The sequence below is a fragment of the Arthrobacter sp. C152 genome (assembly GCF_054890965.1).
Genome location: NZ_JBTZSU010000018.1, coordinates 35093 through 56763, shown reverse-complemented (window position 1 = coordinate 56763; position 21671 = coordinate 35093). Strand labels below are relative to the sequence as shown.

Below are 21671 nucleotides of genomic sequence, written 5' to 3'. Positions count from 1 at the left end.
GACAGTTGCATAATTTGCCCGACGCGGAGCGTGGGGCAGTCCACCTAGCCTCAAAGCATGAACCTCCCGCTCATCGCCGGCACTGTTTCCTCGGTGCTCTTCGCGCTCGGAATGCTGCCCATGCTGGTCAAGGCGGCGCGCACGCACAACCTGGCGTCGTACAGCCTGGCGAACCTGTTGCTGACAAACGTCGCCAACGCCGTGCATTCCATTTACGTGTTCCAACTGCCGCCAGGTCCCATCTGGGCGCTGCACGTCGCCTACGTCCTGGCGTCCGGGCTGATGCTCGCCTGGTGGTTGCGTTACCGGGTCCCCGGCCCCGCTGCCGCCGGCGGGGGACAGGCCTGGCATCCCGGAGGTTCAGGAACAGAAACCCGACCACGTGGAACAGGAGTACAGCCATGAACAGCAACGGCGTGACCGGCATGCTGGACACGATGATCATCGGAGGGGGCCAGGCCGGCCTCACCCTGGGGCACCACCTGCAGGAGCAGCACCGGAACTTCGTCATCCTCGACGCGAACCCGCGCACGGGCGATGCCTGGCGCCAGCGGTGGGATTCGTTGCGGGTGTTCACCCCCGCAAAGTACGACGGCCTTCCGGGCCAACCGTTCCCGGGGGATCCGCTGTCCTTCCCCACCAAGGATGAGGTGGCGGACTACCTGGAAGACTATGCCGCGAGGAACAGCCTCCCCGTGGTCCACGGCATCCGGGTGGAGCGCCTCTGGCGCGAATCCGGCTGCTTTGTGGCCGTCTCCAATGGCCGCCGCTGGGAGGCTCGGAACGCCGTTGTGGCCACAGGGGTGAGCCAGGTCCCCAGGATTCCCGGTTATGCGGCGGACCTTTCGCCCGCAATAGTCCAGTTCCATTCCGGCGGGTACCGGAATCCCGGGCAGTTGCAGGACGGCCCGGTCCTGGTGGTGGGGCTGGGGAACTCGGGGGCCGAGATCGCCCTCGAAGTGAGCAGGACACATCCCACCACCGTTGCCGGCAAGCCGGCCGGTGAGCTGCCGGTGAAGCACGGCCGGGCCGCTGCACGTTACGCCCTGCCCGTGGTGCGCTTCCTCGGCCTGCACGTACTCACCCTCGGAACCCCCGTGGGACGCAAGGCCGCCCCCGGTTTCAAGGCCCACGCCGCGCCCCTGATCAGGACCAGGACCAAGGACTTGGCCGCAGCGGGCGTGCAACTGGTGCCGCGGGTTGCCGGCGTGGAGGAAGGGAAGCCGGTCCTTGCAGACGGGACGCGGCTCGATCCCGCCAATGTCATCTGGTGCACAGGCTTCCGGGATGACTTCAGCTGGATCGACCCCGCGCTGCTCGACGGCGGCGCGCTGCCACGCCAACACCGCGGCGCCGCCCTCGATACGCCCGGGCTGTTCTTCCTGGGCCAGGAATTCCTCTACGCCGCCGCCTCCGCCACGCTGCCCGGGGCGGGCCGCGACGCACGGTACCTGGCCCGGACGATGCCCCGGCGGGCGCCGGCCGCGGAGGCCCCGGTCAGTCCCGGGTCCGCCGCAGCTGCCGCCTGAGCGTGCGGGCCGTGGACTCCGGCAGCCGTTTGGTGACCACCCGGTAGAAGAGGAGCACCGCGACGGCGGCGGCGACGATGCCCACCAGGTTCAGCAAAAGCTGCAACGCGGAACCCGCTGCCTTCTGGAATTCACCCAGCACCAGGGCTACGGCGACATAACCGGCGGCCGGGACGGTGGTGACCGAGATAAAGACGCCGATCAGGGCCGCGGAACGCCGGCCGATGACCGAGAGCATCCCGGCCGTGCCGGCCAGCACGGCGACGATCAGCGAGTAGGGCCCGGGGTGGTAGATGAATTCGACGGCGGACCCGGTGTCCAGCGCGTTGCGGGGGAAGAGCCCGAGGGGAACCGAGAGCCATGCTGTCAGGGCGGCCAGCAGCATGGCGACCGGGAACCCCACGGCCAGCGCCAGGGCGGCGCGTCGGCCGAGTGCCCACTGCCGCCGCGCCAGCGCCACCGCGAGGGCGGCCAGGGGACCAAACTCGGGGCCCACGGCCATGGCCCCGACGATGGCAATGGGGGAGTCGTTCACGATGCCGATCGCCGCCAGTTGCGTGGCCAGCACCAGGAACGCCAGGTAGGACCAGGTCAGCCTCGAATCCTCGCCCGTTTGCCGGGACACCTCCTCCCAGATCAAAGCGTCAGCACCGTCGCCCGGCGCTGCCAGTTCCGCGTCGTCGGCCCTGCGCGACAGCACCAGTTCAGGCATCGACACGACAATCGAGCCGGCCTCCTGCACTTTCAGGACCTCGAGTTTCTCGAGCAGTTCCTCCACGGACTCCCTGGGGATCTGGACCTCGATCAGGTCACCTTCGGGTACCACCGAGGCGCCGGGAACCAGCGCCACCTCGGCGGTTCCCTCCTGCTCCCGGCAGGTCCGGAGCGTCACTTCCGACAGTTCTTCGGGGACGTAGATGCGCACCTGGACTATCACTCCGGCTCCCTTTCCCTGGTTGGGCCCAGCATAGTTTGATTCGCCTCGCCTGCCGCCCGTGCGTAGGCTTAAGGCTTTGGCCGGGCGGTGTTTGAGGGGTTTAAGTGACGGTTGTGGAAACGCAGGAGGCGCCCGGCGGTGCGCAAAACGCATCCGGCCGCCAGCGAAAACCCACGTTCCGTCCCGAAGTCCAGGGCCTTCGCGCCCTGGCCGTGCTCATGGTGGTTGCCTACCATGTGTGGCTCGGCCGGGTCTCCGGCGGAGTGGACATCTTCCTGCTGATATCCGCCTTCCTGCTCACCCTGTCGTTTGTCCGGAAAGCCGAGTCAGGTGCTCCCTTCCGGCTCCTGGCGCACTGGCTGCACCTGTTCAAGCGCCTGCTGCCCGCCGCCGTCGTCGTCATCCTTGGCGTCCTGGCCGGCACGTGGCTGATCCTGCCCCAGGGCCGCTGGCCCGAGGTCCTCGACCAGGCGTGGGCGTCCCTCCTCTACCGCCAGAATTGGCTCCTTGCCGACGCCGCCGTGGACTACTACGCGCAGGACCACGCCGGCGCCAGCCCGTTGCAGCACTTCTGGTCGCTCTCCATCCAGGGGCAGGTCTTCATCCTCTGGCCGCTGGTCTTCGCGGGCACCGCCGGGTTGCTGGCGGCCCTGCGCCGTGTTCCCGGACTTGGCCGGGTGACCTACCGCGGGTCGCTGGCCCTCGTCTTTGCCGCCATCTTCATTGTCTCCCTGGCGTACTCGGTGCAGCAGACCGCCTCCAACCAGGCCTACGCCTACTTCGACACCAGGGCGCGGCTCTGGGAATTCGCCCTGGGCTCGCTGCTGGCGCTGGCCCTGCCGTACCTCAAACCCGGCAGGGCGGTGCGGATAGCGCTCGGCTGGGCAGGCCTGGTGGCCATGGTCTCCTGCGGGCTGCTGCTGACGGTTGACCGGTCGTTTCCCGGATACGTGGCCCTATGGCCGACGCTGGCTGCCGCCGCCATCATCGTTGCGGGCCGGACCGGGAGCCGGTTCGGCGTGGACCGGATCCTCAGCAGCCGGCCCGCCGTCGCTTTGGGGGACAACTCCTACGCGCTGTACCTCTGGCACTGGCCGGCCCTGGTGCTGGCGCTCGCAGCCACCGGCGTCGAGGCGCCCAACCTCACCCAGGGCCTGGGCATCGTCGCAGCGTCCATCGTGCTCGCCGTCCTCACCACGCGCTTCGTGGAGAAACCGCTGCGCGAATGGCACTGGCCCAAGCTCCGGGCCTGGCGCACCGCCGTCGTCATTGCTGCCTGCGGTGCCGTGCTGGCCGGCCCCGTCGCCGTCTGGCAGACCACGCTCACCGAGGAGGAAAGCGCGACGGCGGCACAGCCCCGCGAGCTCACGCCCGGCGCCCTTGCGCTCACCCCGGAGAACCAAAACTCGCCCGCGCCCAAGGCCCGGACGATTCCGGGTCCGACGGCGCTGGACAACGACTGGGCCGGCATCGATACCCCCTGCACGGGCGCCAATGCCACCAGCGATCCGGTCCTCGAAGGCTGCCGGCAGGAGCTGCCGCAGGAACCGTCGACCAAACGCATTGTGGTGCTGGGCGATTCCCACGCCCAGCAATACCTGGCCGCCCTGGCGCCTGTGGCCGCCGCCCGGGGGTGGGAACTGGTGACACTGCTGATGCCCGCGTGCCGGTTCGGCGCAGAGTCCGAAACGCGGAACGCCGAGTGCAACGCCTACAACCGGGCCAGTGCGGCGTACGTCCTGGAGCACCGGCCGGACGCGGTGTTCACTGTCGCATCCCTGACCCATGAGGAAGCACCCGTCGAGACCGAAGTGCCCGGATACCTCGAAGGCGTCAAGCCTTTCGCGGACGCGGGCATCGAGGTCGTGGGCATCCGGGACAACCCGCGGTTCACGTTCAACATGCCTGAGTGTGCGCAGCGGAACGGGACCGACGCGCCCGCCTGCAACCCCGCTCTGGCTGAGTCCCTGGTGGATCCTTCACCCCTGGAGAATTACCGCGGCAAGCTGCCGGGGCTGCACCTGATGGACATGAGCGACTTCATCTGCGCACACGGCGTTTGCCCGGCGGTGGTGGGAAACGTGTACGTCTACAAGGATGACAACCACCTCACCAGGACCTACGTGGAAACCATGATCCCCATGTTCGAGCAGCGACTGCTGGCCGCCACCGGCTGGAGCTGACCCGCGGAGCCCGGGAGCAGGTGCATCTTTCGTGCGGTTGCTCACATTCCCCGCGCGGAATAGGGGGATCGGCGCTGAGGTTCTAATATTTACTCAATACTTTCTGCCCCCGGAACGCCGCCCCGCGCGGTGGTCCCGCAGGACCGTCTGCACAGGCCAGTTCCGTAATAACGGGCTGGTCATCGGCTGCAACCCCTACCCGTGACCCAGCAACCAAGGTAAGAGGCGCACTCATGACCGAGCCCGAACACAACCCCTTTGGCTTCATCGGCCTGACCTATGACGACGTCCTGCTCCTGCCGGGCCACACCGACGTCATCCCTTCAGACGCTGACACCTCCTCGCGGATCTCCAAGCGCATCACCGTGCAGACGCCGCTGCTGTCCGCCGCCATGGACACCGTCACCGAATCCCGCATGGCCATCGCCATGGCACGCCAGGGTGGCCTCGGCGTCGTGCACCGGAACCTGTCCATCGCCGACCAGGCGGACCAGGTGGACCGGGTCAAGCGCAGCGAATCGGGCATGATCACCAACCCGGTCACCATCCGCCCCGAAGCCACGCTGCGCGAACTCGACGACCTCTGTGCGCAGTACCGCGTCTCCGGCCTGCCCGTGGTGGACGAGGACAACCGCCTGCTGGGCATCGTCACCAACCGCGACACCCGCTTCGTCCCGGAATCCGACTTTCCGCTGCGGCTCGTCAGTGACGTCATGACCAAGATGCCGCTGGTCACCGGGCATGTGGGGATCAGCCGCGAGGAAGCCTCGCACAAGCTGGCCACCAACAAGATCGAGAAGCTGCCCCTCGTCGATGAGCAGGGCCGGCTCAAGGGCCTGATCACCACCAAGGACTTCACCAAGGCAGAGCAGTACCCGTTGGCCACCAAGGATGAGGAAGGCCGGCTGCGTGTTGGTGCCGCCATCGGCTTCTTCGGCGACGGCTGGGAGCGCGCCATGACCCTGGTCGACGCCGGCGTCGACGCCCTGTTCGTGGACACCGCCAACGGCCACTCCCAGGGTGTGCTGGACATGATCCGGCGCCTGAAGTCCGACCCCGTGGCAGCACACGTGGACATCATCGGCGGCCAGGCAGCCACGCGTGAAGGCGCGCAGGCATTGATCGACGCCGGCGCCGACGGCATCAAAGTGGGCGTCGGACCGGGCTCCATCTGCACCACCCGCGTGGTTGCCGGTGTGGGTGTTCCGCAGATCACCGCCATCTACGAATCCGCCAAGGCCGCCATTCCGGCCGGCGTTCCCCTGATCGCCGACGGCGGCCTCCAGTACTCCGGCGACATCGGCAAGGCGCTGGTTGCCGGAGCCGACACCGTCATGCTGGGCTCGCTCCTGGCCGGCTGCGACGAGTCCCCGGGCGAGCTGATCTTCGTCAACGGCAAGCAGTTCAAGTCCTACCGCGGCATGGGCTCTTTGGGCGCCATGCAGTCGCGCGGCAAGAACACGTCCTACTCCAAGGACCGCTACTTCCAGGCCGATGTCTCCGGCGACGACAAGCTGATCCCGGAAGGCATCGAAGGCCGGGTGGCGTACCGCGGCCCGCTGTCCTCGGTGGCCTACCAGCTGGTGGGTGGCCTGCGCCAGACCATGTTCTACACCGGTGCGCCCACCATTCCCGAGCTGAAGGCCCGCGGCAAGTTTGTGCGCATCACCTCGGCCGGCCTGAAGGAATCGCACCCGCACGACATCCAGATGACCGTCGAGGCGCCGAACTACGGCTCGCGGTAACCTCCGGCAGACCATGAAAGGAGGCGGGGATGTCCCCGCCTCCTTTTTGCTGCCTGCTGCCGGCTCCAGGCTTGAATGTCGGTGGGTCGATGGATGATGTTCGTATGGGGATCAGCGGCGGTTCAGTGAGCGGTTCAGGGGCGGTGATGGAGGGTGTTCGTGCCTCTGTTGCTGCCCTTGATGCGCTGTTCCTGGAGGAGGCTGCGCTTGTTTCCGCTGATGGTTCTGCCGCTGGTGCTTCTGGTCACGGTGCTGGGGTGGATGTGTTGCAGCGGCAGTACGAGATCCGGCTGGAACGGCTGGAGCTGCGGTCCCGCCTGGAAGCCCAGCTCAAGGCCGGGCAGGCGCAGGACGCGGCCGAGTGCATCCGGATCCAGCAGGCCATGACCCCGCCGGACGCGTCCGTGCCGGAACGCACCTACGCCGAAATGTCCGCGGTTGAGGAGATCGCGGGGGTCCTCACCATGACCTCCGCGGCAGCCGGGGCGTTCGTGCACCAGGCGCAGCAGGTCTGTTCGCTGCCGCCGGTCATGGACGCTTTGGCTGCCGGGGCGGTGTCGTGGCAACACGCAAAGGTCATCGTCGATGAAACCGAGGGCCTGAGCCCTGCCGGTGCTGCGTCCCTGGTGGCGCACTTCTTCGACCCCGGCGCCCCGAACCCTGCCCGCGGCGCCGCCCCCGGCGCCCTCGTCCCGTCCCGGTTCAGGGCCAAGGCCCGTACCTGGCGCGAACGCCACCACCCCGAATCCATCGAGGAACGCCATGCCAAAGGCGCTGCGGACCGGCGGATGGAATACCGCCCCGACAAAGACGGAATGGCCTGGCTCTCGCTTCGCCTGCCCGGGGATACCGCCTGTGCGATCTGGAACCGGACCACCGCCATTGCCCGCGGCCTCCAGGGCCCGGACGAACCACGCACCATCACCCAACTCCGCCCCGACATCGCCGCCAGCGCGCTCCTCGGCGCCGGAACCACCGGCTCCGGGGATGGCAGTTCCCCGCACCCAGGAACCACGGCCCTCGGCCAGGTCCCCGGCCCAAAGGCGGACGTCCTGGTGATGGTTCCGGTTTTCTCCGCCCTCGGCGTCACCGACGAACCCGCGATTCTCGATGGCTACGGCCCGATCCCGGCCTCCATGGCCCGCAAACTCCTCGCCGACGGGGCCCGTTCGTTCTACCGGGTCCTCGTCGACCCGGCGGACGGGGCGCCGCTGGAGATCGGGCGGAAGAGCTACCGGCTGCCGGAGACCATCAAACGCTGGATCAGGATGCGGGACAGCAAGTGCACCTTCCCCGGCTGCAACAACCGTACCTCCGACAACGACACCGACCACCTCACCTCCTGGCAAGACGGCGGAATCACCGGCGTTTCCAACCTGGGACAACTCTGCCCCAAACATCACCGGCTCAAACACAACACCGGCTGGACACCCACCCCGGCTTCGAAGGATCAGCCACCGGGCTGGACCTCACCCACCGGCCGCCACTACCCAGCCGAACAACACGACCCCGAACCAACCCACTGGCCACCCGGGGCCCTGGCTGCGGAACTAAGCCAGCTCGAAGAAGCACTCCTCAAGCACCTCGCCATGTGCTGACGGCACTAGGCTGATTCCATGTCCCAACCGCGCCATCCGGCGGAACTGACCCCCAAACGCGACCCGCAAAAACGGCTGGCCCTGCGTCCCTATGCCAAGGCCGTGGCCCAGGTCCTGCGGGTCAGTTTCCGCGCCTCCCCGGGGGCCGTGGTCATGAAGGTCCTCGGCTCACTGATCTCGGCCGTGCTGCCGCTGGTCACCACCTTCTTTGCCTCCCTTACCACCACGGCGCTGGCGGCTGCCTACGCAGGCGACGCCGGAGCCGGACGCCTCGCAATCCTCTACGTCATCATCACCGCAGCGCTCGGTTTGTTCTGGGGTGCGTTCAACAGCGTGGACCGCTACATCCAGCAGTTGATGAGCTTCAAGGTGGGCGCCATCGTGGGCGACCAGATGTACGAACGCTTTCTCGCCCTCGAATTCTGGCGCTACGACGACAAAGAAACCGTGGACCTCTACGACCGCGCCAAGAGGTTCTCGGACTCCTACGCCCGGGTCCTGGACCGCATCGCCGCCATCTTCACCCAGCTGGTCTCGGTCATCCTGGCCATCGGCGCTTTGCTGCTGGTCAGCTGGTGGATCGCCGTCATCGTCCTGGTGGCCATCGTCCCGAGTGTCTACCTGCAGTTCAAGCTGTCCCGTGAGCAGATCGCCCACTGGAACACCCAGGTGGATTCGCGCCGGCAGCGCCGGATGATCGAAACCAACCTCCTCCGCCCGCAGCACATTGCCGAGATGAGGCTGTACGGCATCGTCGGCTTCCTCATGGATCTGCGGTCGCGCCTGCGCGACGCGGACGAACGGCGGCGCCTCGATTACCAACGGCGCTACATCCCCAGGCAACTGGCGGCGGATGCGCTGCAGTACGGCGCAGAAGTGGTCTCGCTGATCTGGGTAGTGGGCCAGATCATCGCCCGCGCAGCGCCGGTGGGCCAGTTCCTTTATGTCCAGCAGATCGTCAGCCGCGCCCTGTCCACGGCCAACAACCTGGTGTCCTCCCTCAGCTCCATCGACGAGGACCTTGCCAACCTGAAGGACTATGAGCTGTTCATGGCCATGCCCGTCCACTCGGAGCACGCCCCGCCGCTGCTGGAAGCACCCGGGGAAGTGCAGCTGAAGGACATCCGGTTCACCTACACGGGCAGCGACATCGAGGTCATCCGGGGTATCAGCATGACCATCCGCAAAGGCCAGCACATCGCCATCGTGGGGGAGAACGGCGCCGGAAAGTCCACGCTCATCCGCATCCTCGCCGGCCTCTACCGTCCCGACTCCGGGCAGGTGGTGCTCGACGGCGTCGACCTCGCCGCCGTCGACGTCACCTCCTGGCACCGGCACTTGGCGGTCCTCAGCCAGGAGTTCCTCAAGTACGAGTTCGCCACCGCGGCGGAGAACATCTACTTCGGCGACGTCGAAAACCCGCGTGACGACGGCCGCATCCGGAAAGCGGCCGCCGACGCTGAGGCGCTGGACTTCATCAGCAAACTGCCCAACGGACTGGACAACCACGTGAGCAACTGGATGGAGGATCCCCGCGGGCGGAAGGGAAGCGGCCTGTCCGGCGGCCAATGGCAGCGGCTCGCCATGGCCCGGAACTTCTACCGCGGCGCCTCGTTCATGGTGATGGACGAACCGACGTCAGCCATCGACGCCCTGGCCGAACACCGGATCTTCACCAGGCTCTTCGCGGACCGCAGCAGCACCATCATCGCCATCAGCCACCGGCTCGCCACCATCGAAAAGGCGGACATTGTGTACATGCTGGAAGACGGAAGGATCGTTGAACAGGGCACACACAAGGAGTTGGTGGCCCTGCGCGGCAGGTACTTCCGGATGTTCGAGTCCCAGTTGACTGTCGAGGAACCGACCGGAACCTAGGCTTCCACCACCGTGGTGCGCAGCCGGGCCAGACTGGGTTGCGCCGGGACGCTGCTGAACCCGAACGTCACGGCGGGATGCACGGGCGCCAGGGCGCCGGCGTCCTTCCCGTCCCAGCTGACGACGGCGGAGCCCACCCGGTGCAGGTCGCTCACCCCGTAATACTCCACCCGGCCGCTTCCGGCCGTTCCGTATGTGCGGGCTCCCGGCGCGGCCACCGCTGCCAGCGGGCTGACGGCGGAAAGCCAGCGTGGATGGACTGCGAGTCCGTGCGGCACCACCCGCAGGGCGGACCCCAGCAGAGTCCGCGCTCCGGTGACGGCCCGGATCACCAGGGGGCCGGCGTCGACCGCCAGCGCCCGGTGCCCAAGCGTGGCGGAGAGGTCCACCACCTGCACTTCGTCAAAGCTGTAGGTGGCCGAAATAAAGTCTGCCACCTCGTCGGTGGGTGCCAGCAGCAGCCGGTGCCCCGTGGGCTGCTGCACCATGACGTCGGCGAATGGGCCAAAGGGGGAGTGCCGCCAGATCCCCACCACCGCGCGCAGGCCGGATGCGGTGCCGATGCCGGCAATGTGCCCGTCGAAAATCCATCGCTTGCCCATCAGGACACTGTAGCCAACAGGGACAACGCGGCCGCTGGGATAACCTAGAGCAGTGACTTATGAGATCGAGATCGGCCGTGGCAAGCGTGGGCGTCGTGCCTACTCCCTGGATGACATTGCAATCGTCCCCAACCGTCGCACCCGCGACCCCAAGGACGTCTCCGTCTCCTGGCAGATCGACGCGTACCAGTTCAGCATGCCGGTGATCGCCGCGCCGATGGATTCGGCCATGTCCCCGCAGACAGCCATCGCGCTGGGCCGCCTGGGCGGCCTGGGCGTCCTTGACCTGGAAGGCCTGTGGACCCGGTACGAGGACCCGCAGCCGGTCCTGGACGAGATCGCCGCACTCGAGGACGAGATCAACAGCCCCGCGGTCACCGGCCGCATGCAGGAGCTGTACCAGGCACCCATCCAGCCCGAACTCATCACGTCCCGCCTGGCCGAAATCCGCGAGGCCGGCGTCACGGTGGCCGGGTCGCTCACCCCGCAGCGCACCCAGGAGCACTACAAGACGGTCGTGGCCGCCGGCGTCGACATCTTCGTGATCCGGGGGACCACCGTGTCCGCTGAGCATGTCTCCAAGAACCACGAACCGCTGAACCTCAAGCAGTTCATCTACGAGCTCGACGTCCCCGTCATCGTCGGCGGCGCGGCCGGCTACACCCCGGCCCTGCACCTGATGCGCACCGGCGCGGCCGGCGTCCTGGTCGGCTTCGGCGGGGGCGCCACCACTACCACCCGCCGCGCGCTCGGCATCCACTCGCCCATGGCATCGGCCATTTCCGACGTCGCGGCCGCCCGCCGGGACTACATGGACGAATCAGGCGGACGCTACGTGCACGTGATTGCCGACGGCGGCATGGGCACCTCGGGCGACATCGTCAAGGCCATCGCGATGGGCGCCGACGCCGTCATGCTGGGCAGTGCCCTGGCCCGGGCGGAGGAGGCGCCGGGCAAGGGATGGCACTGGGGCCAGGAAGCCCACCACACCGAATTGCCGCGCGGGGACCGCGCCAACGTCGGTACCGTCGGCCCGCTCGAGGAAGTCCTCTTCGGACCCGGCCACCACACCAACGGCACGTCCAACCTCATCGGTGCGCTGCGCCGCTCCATGGCCACCACCGGCTACTCGGACCTGAAGGAATTCCAGCGGGTCGACGTCGTGGTATCCCCGTACGAAGGAAACTGACGACAAGGCCGGGAGGGGGACCTCCCGGCCTTCCTGCGCAAGGGGCCTGCGAGCAAGTAGTGTGTGATAACTACCGGCACTAGAGGCACTAGAGGCACTGGAGGCGTTCGATGATGAGTGATCCTGCAAACGGCGGGGTCCTGGGCCCCGACGCCAGGGAAGCAGCGATCCAGCGGTTGCGCGCCACCACCGGCCCCGGCCAGGAACTGGACATCCTGATTGTCGGCGGCGGCATTGTCGGCGCCGGCGCAGCACTCGACGCCGTGACCCGTGGCCTCAACGTCGGCATCGTCGAAGCGAGCGACTGGGCTGCCGGCACCTCCTCCCGGTCCTCCAAGCTCATCCACGGAGGCCTGCGGTACCTGGAAATGCTCGACTTCGCCCTGGTCAAGGAGGCGCTGCACGAACGCGGCCTCCTGCTCTCCGAAATCGCCCCGCACCTGGCCCGCCCGGTGCCCTTCCTCTACCCGCTCACCAAGCCTTTCATCGAGCGCCCGTACGTTGGGGCAGGCATCGCGCTGTACGACGCGATGTCCATTTCCGCCGGGCACAGCCGGGGCGTGCCGTTCCACAAACACCTCAGCAAACGCGGCACCCTGCGCGCCGCTCCCAGCCTGAAGGACGATGCCTTCGTCGGATCCATCCGGTACTACGACGGCCAGGTGGACGACGCCAAGTACGTGGCCAACCTGGTCCGCACCTCGGCCTACTACGGCGCGCATGCGGTGAACCGGATGGCCGTGGTGGACTTCCTCCGCGAAGGTGAGCGCGTGGTGGGCGCCAAAGTGGAAAACCGCGAGGACGGCACCACTTTCAAAATCCGCGCCAAGCAGGTCATCAACGCCACCGGTGTCTGGACCGACGAGACCCAGGCCATGGTGACGGAGCGCGGGCAGTTAAAGGTCCGGGCCTCCAAGGGCATCCACCTGGTGGTGCCGCGGGACCGGTTCCAGTCCACGGTGGGGCTGATCCTGCGCACCGAGAAGTCGGTCCTGTTCGTGATCCCGTGGGGCAGGCACTGGATTATCGGCACTACCGACACCGACTGGCACCTGGACAAAGCCCACCCCGCCGCCTCCAGCAAGGACATCGACTACATCCTCGAACACGTCAACCGCGTGCTGAAGCGGCCGCTCACCAGGGAGGACGTCGAGGGGGTGTACGCCGGACTGCGGCCGCTGCTCGCCGGCGAAAACGACTCCACTGCGAAGCTGTCCCGCGAGCACGTGGTGGCGCACCCGGTACCCGGCCTGGTGGTGGTGGCCGGCGGAAAATGGACTACGTACCGTGTCATGGCCAAGGACGCCGTCGACGAGGCCACCCGCACGATGGACGAACGCGTCCCGCCCAGCTGCACCGAAACCATCCCGCTGCTCGGCGCCAGCGGCTTCCGCGCCGCCTGGAACCGCAGGAACCGGACGGCGGAGGAATCCGGCGTCCACGTGGCACGGATCGAGCACCTGCTCAACCGGTACGGGTCCATGACGCCCGAGGTCCTGGCCATCATCAAGGACAACCCGGAACTGGCCGAGCCCATCCCCGGAGCCGACGACTACCTGCAGGCCGAAGCCGTCTACGCCGCCACCCACGAAGGAGCGCGGCACGTCCAGGACGTGCTGACCCGCCGCACCCGGATTTCCATCGAAGCCTGGGACCGTGGCGTGTCCGCGGCGCCCGTTGTCGCTAAACTGATGGGTGACGTCCTTGGCTGGAGTGACGCGCAGCGTGAAAACGAAGTCCGCCACTACATTGCCCGGGTGGAGGCCGAACGCCTCAGCCAGCAACAGCCGGACGACGAATCCGCAGACGCCGCCCGCGTGGGCGTGGAAGACATCGTGCCCTTGCGCTGAGGGGCCGTTGGCCCCTAACTGCTGACCGAAGGGATACGCCTTGGCGGAACCGCTCGACCCGTACGACGCAGACCTCACCACGCCCGAGATGGTGATCCTGGAGATGGAGGCAAAGGATAAGACCGACGCCACCACCCAGCTGGCCGAGCGGCTGTACGCCGCAGGACGGATATCGGACCTCGACGGGTTCCTGGAGAACGTCAACGCACGGGAACACCAGCTGGCCACCGGCCTGCCCGGCGGGGTGGGCCTGCCGCACGCGCGCAGCGAGTTCGTGTCCCGCACGTCCATCGCCGTGGGCATCACCAAGTACGGCCATGCCCTGGACTTCGGCGCCGCCGACGGTCCCGCCACGGTGATCCTGCTCATCGCAACGCCGGCCAGCTCGTTCTCGGACCACCTCGAGGTCCTGGCCACGCTGGCCCGGTCTCTGTCCAAGGAATCCTTCCGCGAGTCGCTGCGCCGTGCCTACGACGCCGAAGTGATCGCCGAACTCATCAACTCCAGCCTGGTCTTCTTCGACCACTAGGCACGCTTCCCCGCAGGAACCTGGTCCCCGCCGGGAGACCTCCGGCGGTTAGTTGTTCTACAGAAGTACGAAGTACGGTTAAGACGTGTGGAAAACAGCCCTTAAACCCCGATGGATCGCAGGCTTCATCTTCGCGATCGCACTCTCCGGGGTCTTCGTGCTGCTGAGCCAGTGGCAGTTCGGGCGCTCCACCCGGCCCGAGGTGCCCGTCAACCCCACCACCGAGCAGGTCCAGCCGCTCACCGCCACCCTGCAGCCCGGGGATTTCTTCCACGGAAGCGTGGCAGACCAAATGGTCACAGCCACGGGAACCTACAGTCCGGACAAGCAGGTCCTGGTCCCGGGCCGGCTCCACGACGGGAAGAGCGGCTACTGGGTGGTGTCCGCGTTCGCCGTCACCGGGGCGCCCGCGCTGACCGGAGCCGCAGCGACGCCCCAGACCTGGATACCCGTGGCGCGCGGGTGGGTGGCCGAACCCGGGGACGCGGCAGCCCCGCCGTCGGGCGTTGTTGAACTGACGGGCCGGCTGCTGCCATCCGAAGCGCCGGTTGCGGGCAAGGCGCCCAGGCCGGGCGAGGCAACCGCTGTGTCCGTGGCCGAACTCATCAACTATTGGGACGTCAGCAGCTACCCGGGATTCGTCTCCGCCACGGCTGAAGCAGTGGACGGTGTGGATGTCAGTGCGTCCGCAGTGCCCGGGAAGCTGCTTCCGCTGGACATCGGACCGCAGCCGCCCGCACAGCATGTCAACTGGCTGAACCTCTTCTACTCCATCGAGTGGGTGGTCTTCGCCGGCTTCGCCCTCTTCATCTGGTGGCGGCTGGTCAAGGACGACTACCACCGGGACCTTGAAGACGCCCTCGACGAAGCCGAAGCTTCCGCCACACCCCAACAGCACCAACAGAAGGTACAGCCATGATTGACCCGAAACCGGCCAACCCGTCCGCACAGGCCGCGGCCGGCAACGCCCCCGCCAAGAAGCGCCGCTTCGGCGGCACCGAGGCCCAGATCCGCTCCGCCCTGAAGTTCTACAGGGTCATGGCCTACCTCACCGGCACCATGCTGCTCCTGCTGTGCGCGGAGCTGGTGGCGCGCTACGGCTTCGGGCAGTACCTGTTCGCCGGCGGCACGAATGCCATCAACGGCCAGCCCTTCGGGTTCGGCTTCGCGGACGCCGAACCGCCGGGGGTGCTGAACGGGGTGAACGTGTCCGTGACCGTCCTCATCGTCCATGGCTGGATGTATGTGGTGTACCTGATCTCCAACTTCCGGCTGTGGTCCCTGATGCGGTGGCCCTTCCTGAAGCTGGTCCTGCTGGCACTGGGCGGTGTGGTGCCGTTCCTGTCCTTCATCGTGGAGAAGAAGTTCCACGCCGAGGCCGAGGCTGAACTGGCCGCCAACCCGCAGGCCCCGCAGCGCTACTGAGGCGCTGCTGACGCCTCCCGCCCCGGGGCCCATGGACGTTCGCTCCGTCACAGGCAGGCGTCCCAAGGTGCGCCGGTGCAACGCCGCAAAGTAGGCTATTACGGTGACTACTCCCACTGCATCCCAGACTTCCCAGAAGCCGGTGCTGGTAGTTGACTACGGTGCCCAGTACGCGCAGCTGATTGCCCGCCGCGTCCGGGAAGCGAATGTGTATTCGGAAGTAGTTCCGCATACCTGGTCCACCGAGCAGCTCCTCGCCAAGAACCCTGCCGCCATCATCCTCTCCGGCGGCCCTTCCAGTGTTTACGCCGACGGCGCCCCTTCCGTCGGTGCCGACCTGTTCGAAGCCGGTGTCCCCGTCTTCGGCATCTGCTACGGCTTCCAAGCCATGGCCAACGCCCTGGGCGGCAAGGTGGACAAGACCGGGCTGCGGGAGTACGGCTCCACCCAGACCACCATCCTCGGCGAGGGCCGTTCAGTGCTGGAGGGCATGCCCCAGCACCAGAACACCTGGATGAGCCACGGCGACTCGGTCCACGAGGCGCCCGAAGGATTCGAGGTGCTGGCCACCACCGCCGGCGCCGAGGTTGCAGCCTTCGCCAACGAGGAAAAGTGCCTCTACGGTGTGCAGTGGCACCCCGAAGTCAAGCACTCGGCCTACGGGCAGCAGGTCCTGGAAAACTTCCTGTTCAAGGGTGCCGGGATCGAACCCAACTGGACCACCGGCAACATCCTCGAAGAGCAGGTTGAGCGGATCCGCCGGCAGATCGGCGACGCCCGTGTCATCTGTGGCCTCTCTGGCGGTGTGGACTCCGCCGTCGCAGCGGCACTCGTCCAGCGCGCCGTGGGCGACCAGCTCACCTGCGTGTTCGTTGACCACGGCCTCCTGCGCGAAGGCGAAGCCGAACAGGTCGAGCGCGACTTCGTCGCCGCCACCGGAGTGAAGCTGTACGTCGCCAATGAGCAAGAACGCTTCCTCTCCGCACTCGCCGGAGTCAGCGACCCCGAGACCAAGCGCAAGATCATCGGCCGCGAGTTCATCCGCGCTTTCGAGGAAGCCGAACTGGCCATCATCGCCGAGGCCGCCGCGCACGGCGAGAAGATCAAGTTCCTGGTCCAGGGCACCCTCTACCCCGACGTCGTCGAATCCGGCGGCGGCGAAGGTGCCGCAAACATCAAGAGCCACCACAACGTTGGCGGACTCCCTGAGGACCTCCAGTTCGAGCTGGTGGAGCCGCTGCGCGCCCTGTTCAAGGACGAAGTCCGTGCCGTGGGCGCCCAGCTTGGCCTGCCGCAGGAAATCGTTGGCCGTCAGCCGTTCCCCGGCCCCGGCCTGGGCATCCGGATCGTCGGTGAAGTCACCAAGGAGCGCCTGGACCTGCTGCGCAAGGCCGACGCGATCGCCCGCGCCGAGCTCACGGCTGCAGGCCTGGACAACGAAGTGTGGCAGATGCCGGTCGTGCTGCTGGCGGATGTCCGCAGCGTCGGCGTGATGGGTGACGGCCGCACTTACGGCCACCCCATCGTGCTCCGCCCCGTGTCCTCCGAAGACGCCATGACCGCGGACTGGTCCCGCCTGCCGTATGACCTCCTGGCCCGGATTTCGAACCGGATCACCAACGAGGTGGACGGCGTCAACCGGGTGGTGCTGGACGTCACCAGCAAGCCGCCGGGAACCATCGAGTGGGAATAGCATCCTCAGTGGCCGGCCTCCGTGAGCGGGGGCCGGCCACTGCTTTTTCCCAGTGAAATCCCCGCAATTTCCCTTGCCCCAGTGTTGCGGTCGCTCAAGTCCGGCATCGAAGCGGCTACTCTCGAATCTATGCCGGTATGGTCCAGGGCGTCACGTGCAAACGCAGAAAAGAAGGCAGAAGTGTCAGTTGGTCAAGGCCACCCGGAAGGCTCGGAAGAGCTTCGTAAATGGCTTTCGGGGCTCAAACCCGTCACCGGCGCGGACACCATGCTGCGCTTCACCAAGACGCCCGAAGGGTCCATCGACCTCACGTCCGCGCACCCGTCGGGCCTGGCCCAGCTCATGGCCGGGCGCCGCACACGCCTGTCCACGCTGATCCGCGACCGCCAGCAGTATGTGGTGGCCGCACGGGCCTCCCGGAACATCCGCTCCAAGATTTTCGAACTCGCCAATGACCGCGGCATTGATGCCGGCTACCTCTCCGCCGGCACCGTGGTGTGGACGTCCGCCGTCGGGGGAAAGCCCCAGCGTGTGTCCGCGCCGGTGATGCTGACCGCCATCTCCCTGACCGTCCGGCCGGGGGAGGACGACTTCGAGCTGCAGCTGACCGAGCAGGCGCACATCAACCCCGCGCTGGTGCGGCACCTGAAGAACATCCATGGGATCGTCTTTGACGTCAACGCGGTCACCCGCCTGGCCTACAGCACCGCCCGGTTCGACCCCCAGCCCGTCCTTGACCGGCTGGCAACCCTGATCCGGCCCATCCACGGCGCGGAGACCCAGCACAACCTGCTGGTGTCCACCTTCGCGGACCTGTCCGGAAACCTGGATGACCCGTGGATCAACGAGTCCAACCCCCTGATCTCGGCGCTGGCAACCGCTGCCGGGGGCGAAGTGGTGGACGTCCAGGAGCCCGACCCGTCCCGGTTCCCGCCACTGGACAGCCGGCACCCCAAGGATGAGCTGCTGCTGCTGGACGCCGACAGGGACCAGCAGTATGTGGTCGACGCCGCCCGCGCCGGTGACTCACTCGTGGTCAGCACCCCGCCCGGCACCGGACAGACCCAGACCGCCATTAACACCATCGGCGCCCTGGTGGACGCCGGCAAGACCGTCCTGGTGGTGGGCGACCGCCGGGCCAGCCTGAACGAAGTCTCCGGCCAGCTCGAGTCCCTGGGCCTTGAATCCATCCTGTTCCAGCTCTCCGGAAACGTCACCGCGCAGCAGTTGAAGGGCCAGCTGGTCCGCGCGATCGTCCGCAACGAAAAGTCGCTGGAACCGCAGCTGGGGAACCTGCACAGCACCCTGACCGAGCACCGGCACGCGCTGATGGACCATGTGGCGTCGCTGCACAACGTGCGGGAGCGGTGGGGCTGCTCGCCGTACCAGGCCATGCAGTCGCTGGCGGAGCTGACGTCCATCCATCCCGCCCCTGCCACCACGGTCAGGCTCAAGCGCAGTGTCCTGGACAGCATCAGGGACCGCGAGGAACTCGCAGCCAGGCTGCGGCGGGCAGCGGAGCTGGGCAGCTTCAGCAAGGCCGCCACGACCAGTCCCTGGCACGGGGCCCGGCTGCTGACCCGCAAGGAAACCGAAGAAGCCCAGGACCTCGTCCGTGCCGTGGCCGAGAGCCTTCCGGTCCTGCGGGACCGGATGAACGCCGTGGCCGAGCACGCGGAGATCCGGCTTGGGGAATCGTTTGCCGAGTGGGGCGAGCAGCTGGAGCTGCTTGTCGCCGTGCGCGGCAGCCTGGACAAGTTCACCCCCGACATCTTCGACCGGCCGGTGACGGACCTGATCTCGGCCACTGCGTCTTCTGCGTGGCGGCGCGAGCGCGGCGTTGAAATGACGTCCATGCAGCGTTCACGGCTGCGCCGGGTGGCCAAGGAATACGTCCGCCCCGGTGTGCACATCGCCGACCTGCACACCTCGCTCGTCCTGGTCCAGGAGCAGCGGGCGCTCTGGGCCGGCTACGCCACCACACAGCGGCACCCGGCTGTCCCGTCCGGCCTTGCCGAGATGAACGCGATGTACCGCGACCTGGACCGCGAGCTCACCCAGCTCGGCGAGGCCCTGCGGCACACCGAGGCGGGCGGCTCGCTGTCCGCAGCCCCGTACGGGCAGCTGATGGAACGCCTGGAACGCCTCGTGGCCGATACCGACACCCTCAAAACCTTGCCGGAGCGCACCCTCCTCGTGGAAAGCATGCGCGAGCACGGGCTCGGTGAACTGCTGGCAGACCTCGCCGAGCGGGAAGTCCCCGAAGGATCCGTCGCCGCCGAACTCGAACTGGCGTGGTGGCAGTCGGCGCTTGAGGCCATGATTAGCGGCGACGACTACCTGGCCATGTCCGACGGCGACGCCCTGCGCCAGCTGGAGGCCGAGTACCGGCTCGCGGACAACGCCCACATTGCCAGCGGTGCGGCCCGCCTGCGCTGGGACCTGGCAGAGCGGTGGCGCGCCGCCATCGCTGAGCATCCGCGCCAGGCCGACCTCCTGCGCAGCCTGCTCAAGGACGGCCGGGTATCGCTGCCGGCGTTGACGGCGCAGGCGCCGGACCTCATCGGCACCCTGGTCCCTGTCTGGTCTGTCAGCCCCTACCTCATGACCGGTCTGCTCCCGGCGGAACAGCATTTCGACGCCGTCGTGATCCTTGATGCCGAGGCCACGTCGTTGCAGGCTGTCCTGCCGTCCATTGCACGGGCGCGGCAGGTCATCGCGTTCGGCGACGCCCGGATCGCCAGCCCGCGGACCTTCACCGTCGGCGTCGAACGCCTGGCGCCGGGGGAGTCCGCCCACCAGCGGGTGGAAAGCGCCTTCAACGCGCTCTCGGCGGTCCTTCCCGTATGGCGGCTCAACGTGGTGTACCGCGCGGTGGACGAGGACCTGGTCCTGCAGCTGAGCAGGGACTTTTACGACGGCGGCCTCCGCCGGCTGCCGGAAGGCCAGGCGGCCACGGGGCTGGACCGCTCCCTGCTGGTGGAGTACCTTCCCGACGGCACCGGGCTTCCCAGCGCCGACCATGAAGGCGTCGAATCGGTGGTGGCCGAAGTGAACCGGGTGGTGGAGCTGGTTTTTGAGCACGCCCGCATGCGTCCGCGGACTTCCCTGGCCGTTGTCACCGCCAGCCTCCGGCATGCTGCCAGAATCGGTGAATCCATCCGGCTGCAGCTGTCCAACCATCCCGGCCTGGCCGGCTTCTTCGGCGCAGGGCCGGAGTCGTTCCGCGTAGTTGACCTGGAACGGGCGCAGGGCCTGGTCCGCGACCACGTGATCTTCTCACCCGGCTTCGGACGCACCCCGCATGGCCGGGCACTGCACAGCTTTGGGCCCCTCTCCGCGGAAGGCGGCAGGGAGAGATTTGCCCTGGCCATGACCCGCGCCAGGCGCTCCATGCATGTCCTGACCTGCTTCCGGCCGGAGGACCTGGACCACACCCGCCTGACACATGGCGCGGTGGACCTCTACGCGCTGCTGAACCGGGAAATTGCCGGCAACACAGACCTGGGCACTCCGGCGTCCCGGGCGGCTGCCAGCGAGCAGGCACTGGGCGCAGATCCGCTGGTGGCGGACCTCGGGGACCGGCTGCGCGCCCGCGGCGCCAGGGTATGGCACCAGTACGACGGCGCCATCGACGTGGTTGCCGCGGCTGATCCCCTAAGCACCATGGGGCAGGATGACGCCGACCTGCCCTGGCCGGTGGCGATCGAGTCTGATGGCACGGAGCAGTACCGCACCATGAGCGTGCGTGAACGGAGCAGGCTCCGCCCGCAGCTACTGGAGCGGCTTGGCTGGCGGTACATGCCGTTGTGGACCATCGAGGTGTTCACCGATCCGTCGGCCTGCGCCGACCGGATTGCGGGGTACCTTGGCCTGGAAAAAGTCGTGCTGCCCGGCCGGGCCGCGACGTCCGGCGGTTTCCTTGACGACGACGTTGACCAGGCGCTCAATGGAATTGATACACCCGCTGCGGGAGTCGCGTACGTGTCCCGCCAGGCGGGAGCCCGCGGAGACCAGGGCCCTGCCGGTGCAAGCGGGCGCAACCACTCGCCGGCTGCCGGCGCGGACGGTAAGGAGGCCGGCCCCATGGCTGAGGAAGAGATCCCACGGGAAACCAAGCCCCGGGAAGCCACGCAACAGGGTGCCAATCCGCTGGAAGTGAATCGACCGGAAGAACCGTCACAGGAAGACATGCAGCAGGAAGACATGACCAACGGAACGGCGGCCTCGGGGGCCGAAAACCCGGCCGGAACCCCGTCCCAGCCCCGGGCCCGTGCCGCCGGCGGCATCCTGCCGGCCAAGGCCGCAGAGGACGACGCCCGCAGCTGGGGAGACCGCGACGATGACCATGATGCCTGGCTGAAGGAGCAGAAGCCTCCGCACTGGGGATGACCGCGACAGCCTCCGCAGTGGGGTAACCCCGACAGCCTCCGTGCCGGGGGGTAACCCCGACAACCGCCACACTCGGGGCGACTGGACGATGACCACGACGCCTGGCTGAAGGAGCAGAGCC

At 67.6% G+C, this 21671-nt stretch carries 15 protein-coding genes; 13 read left to right on the top strand and 2 right to left on the bottom strand.

What is annotated here, in order from left to right:
- Positions 1-57: 57 nt before the first annotated feature.
- Together ACYSM9_RS13525 and ACYSM9_RS13520 are read left to right on the top strand one after the other, a co-directional pair.
- Positions 58-405: a hypothetical protein gene (locus ACYSM9_RS13525; protein ID WP_461857475.1), complete on the top strand. Its 348-nt coding sequence runs from the start codon at positions 58-60 to the stop codon at positions 403-405.
- Positions 402-1529 carry a flavin-containing monooxygenase gene (locus tag ACYSM9_RS13520; RefSeq protein WP_461857474.1) on the top strand — a complete coding sequence of 376 codons (1128 nt, stop codon included), beginning with the start codon at positions 402-404 and terminating at the stop codon, positions 1527-1529. Before ACYSM9_RS13525 ends, ACYSM9_RS13520 begins: the two co-directional genes overlap by 4 nt.
- On the opposite strand, the gene ACYSM9_RS13515 is transcribed toward ACYSM9_RS13520, so the two are convergent.
- Positions 1498-2466, bottom strand: a complete 969-nt coding sequence (locus tag ACYSM9_RS13515; protein WP_461857473.1) for a DUF389 domain-containing protein — start codon at positions 2464-2466, stop codon at positions 1498-1500. The genes ACYSM9_RS13520 and ACYSM9_RS13515 overlap by 32 nt on opposite strands.
- 113 nt (positions 2467-2579) lie before the next feature.
- On the opposite strand from ACYSM9_RS13515, the gene ACYSM9_RS13510 reads away from it, so the two are divergent.
- The 4 genes from ACYSM9_RS13510 to ACYSM9_RS13495 all read left to right on the top strand — a co-directional run bounded on the left by ACYSM9_RS13510 (position 2580) and on the right by ACYSM9_RS13495 (position 9870).
- Positions 2580-4649 (top strand): acyltransferase family protein, encoded by a 2070-nt coding sequence (locus tag ACYSM9_RS13510; protein ID WP_461857496.1) that lies wholly within the window; start codon positions 2580-2582, stop codon positions 4647-4649.
- A gap of 233 nt (positions 4650-4882) precedes the next feature.
- A complete protein-coding gene (gene guaB, locus ACYSM9_RS13505) occupies positions 4883-6394 on the top strand; it encodes an IMP dehydrogenase (protein WP_461857472.1) in 1512 nt (503 codons plus the stop codon).
- A 104-nt stretch (positions 6395-6498) separates the two neighbouring features.
- A complete protein-coding gene (locus ACYSM9_RS13500) occupies positions 6499-7992 on the top strand; it encodes an HNH endonuclease signature motif containing protein (protein ID WP_461857471.1) in 1494 nt (497 codons plus the stop codon).
- A gap of 18 nt (positions 7993-8010) precedes the next feature.
- Positions 8011-9870, top strand: coding sequence for an ABC transporter ATP-binding protein (locus ACYSM9_RS13495; RefSeq protein WP_461857470.1), 1860 nt, complete (start codon positions 8011-8013; stop codon positions 9868-9870).
- On the opposite strand, the gene ACYSM9_RS13490 is transcribed toward ACYSM9_RS13495, so the two are convergent.
- The gene (locus tag ACYSM9_RS13490) at positions 9867-10472 is read right to left on the bottom strand and encodes a hypothetical protein (RefSeq protein WP_461857469.1); all 606 of its coding nucleotides are present in this window, start codon (positions 10470-10472) and stop codon (positions 9867-9869) included. The two genes, ACYSM9_RS13495 and ACYSM9_RS13490, sit on opposite strands and share 4 nt — an antisense overlap.
- A gap of 52 nt (positions 10473-10524) precedes the next feature.
- On the opposite strand from ACYSM9_RS13490, the gene ACYSM9_RS13485 reads away from it, so the two are divergent.
- The 7 genes from ACYSM9_RS13485 (at position 10525) to ACYSM9_RS13455 (ending at position 21550) form a co-directional block, all read left to right on the top strand.
- Complete coding sequence (locus tag ACYSM9_RS13485) at positions 10525-11661, top strand: GuaB3 family IMP dehydrogenase-related protein (RefSeq protein ID WP_461857468.1); 1137 nt, start codon at positions 10525-10527, stop codon at positions 11659-11661.
- 110 nt (positions 11662-11771) lie between these two features.
- Positions 11772-13511 carry a glycerol-3-phosphate dehydrogenase/oxidase gene (locus ACYSM9_RS13480; protein ID WP_461857467.1) on the top strand — a complete coding sequence of 580 codons (1740 nt, stop codon included), beginning with the start codon at positions 11772-11774 and terminating at the stop codon, positions 13509-13511.
- 40 nt (positions 13512-13551) lie between these two features.
- Positions 13552-14040 carry a PTS sugar transporter subunit IIA gene (locus tag ACYSM9_RS13475; protein WP_461857466.1) on the top strand — a complete coding sequence of 163 codons (489 nt, stop codon included), beginning with the start codon at positions 13552-13554 and terminating at the stop codon, positions 14038-14040.
- A gap of 85 nt (positions 14041-14125) precedes the next feature.
- The gene (locus ACYSM9_RS13470; RefSeq protein WP_461857465.1) at positions 14126-14959 is read left to right on the top strand and encodes an SURF1 family protein; all 834 of its coding nucleotides are present in this window, start codon (positions 14126-14128) and stop codon (positions 14957-14959) included.
- Entirely contained in the window at positions 14956-15465 is a 510-nt protein-coding gene (locus ACYSM9_RS13465; RefSeq protein ID WP_461857464.1) for a DUF3817 domain-containing protein, read from the top strand. The genes ACYSM9_RS13470 and ACYSM9_RS13465 overlap by 4 nt, the downstream gene beginning before the upstream one ends.
- Positions 15466-15568: 103 nt before the next feature.
- Positions 15569-17158, top strand: a complete 1590-nt coding sequence (gene guaA, locus ACYSM9_RS13460; RefSeq protein ID WP_461857463.1) for a glutamine-hydrolyzing GMP synthase — start codon at positions 15569-15571, stop codon at positions 17156-17158.
- Positions 17159-17287: 129 nt separating this feature from the next.
- The gene (locus tag ACYSM9_RS13455) at positions 17288-21550 is read left to right on the top strand and encodes an AAA family ATPase (RefSeq protein ID WP_461857495.1); all 4263 of its coding nucleotides are present in this window, start codon (positions 17288-17290) and stop codon (positions 21548-21550) included.
- The last annotated feature ends 121 nt before the right edge of the window (positions 21551-21671 follow it).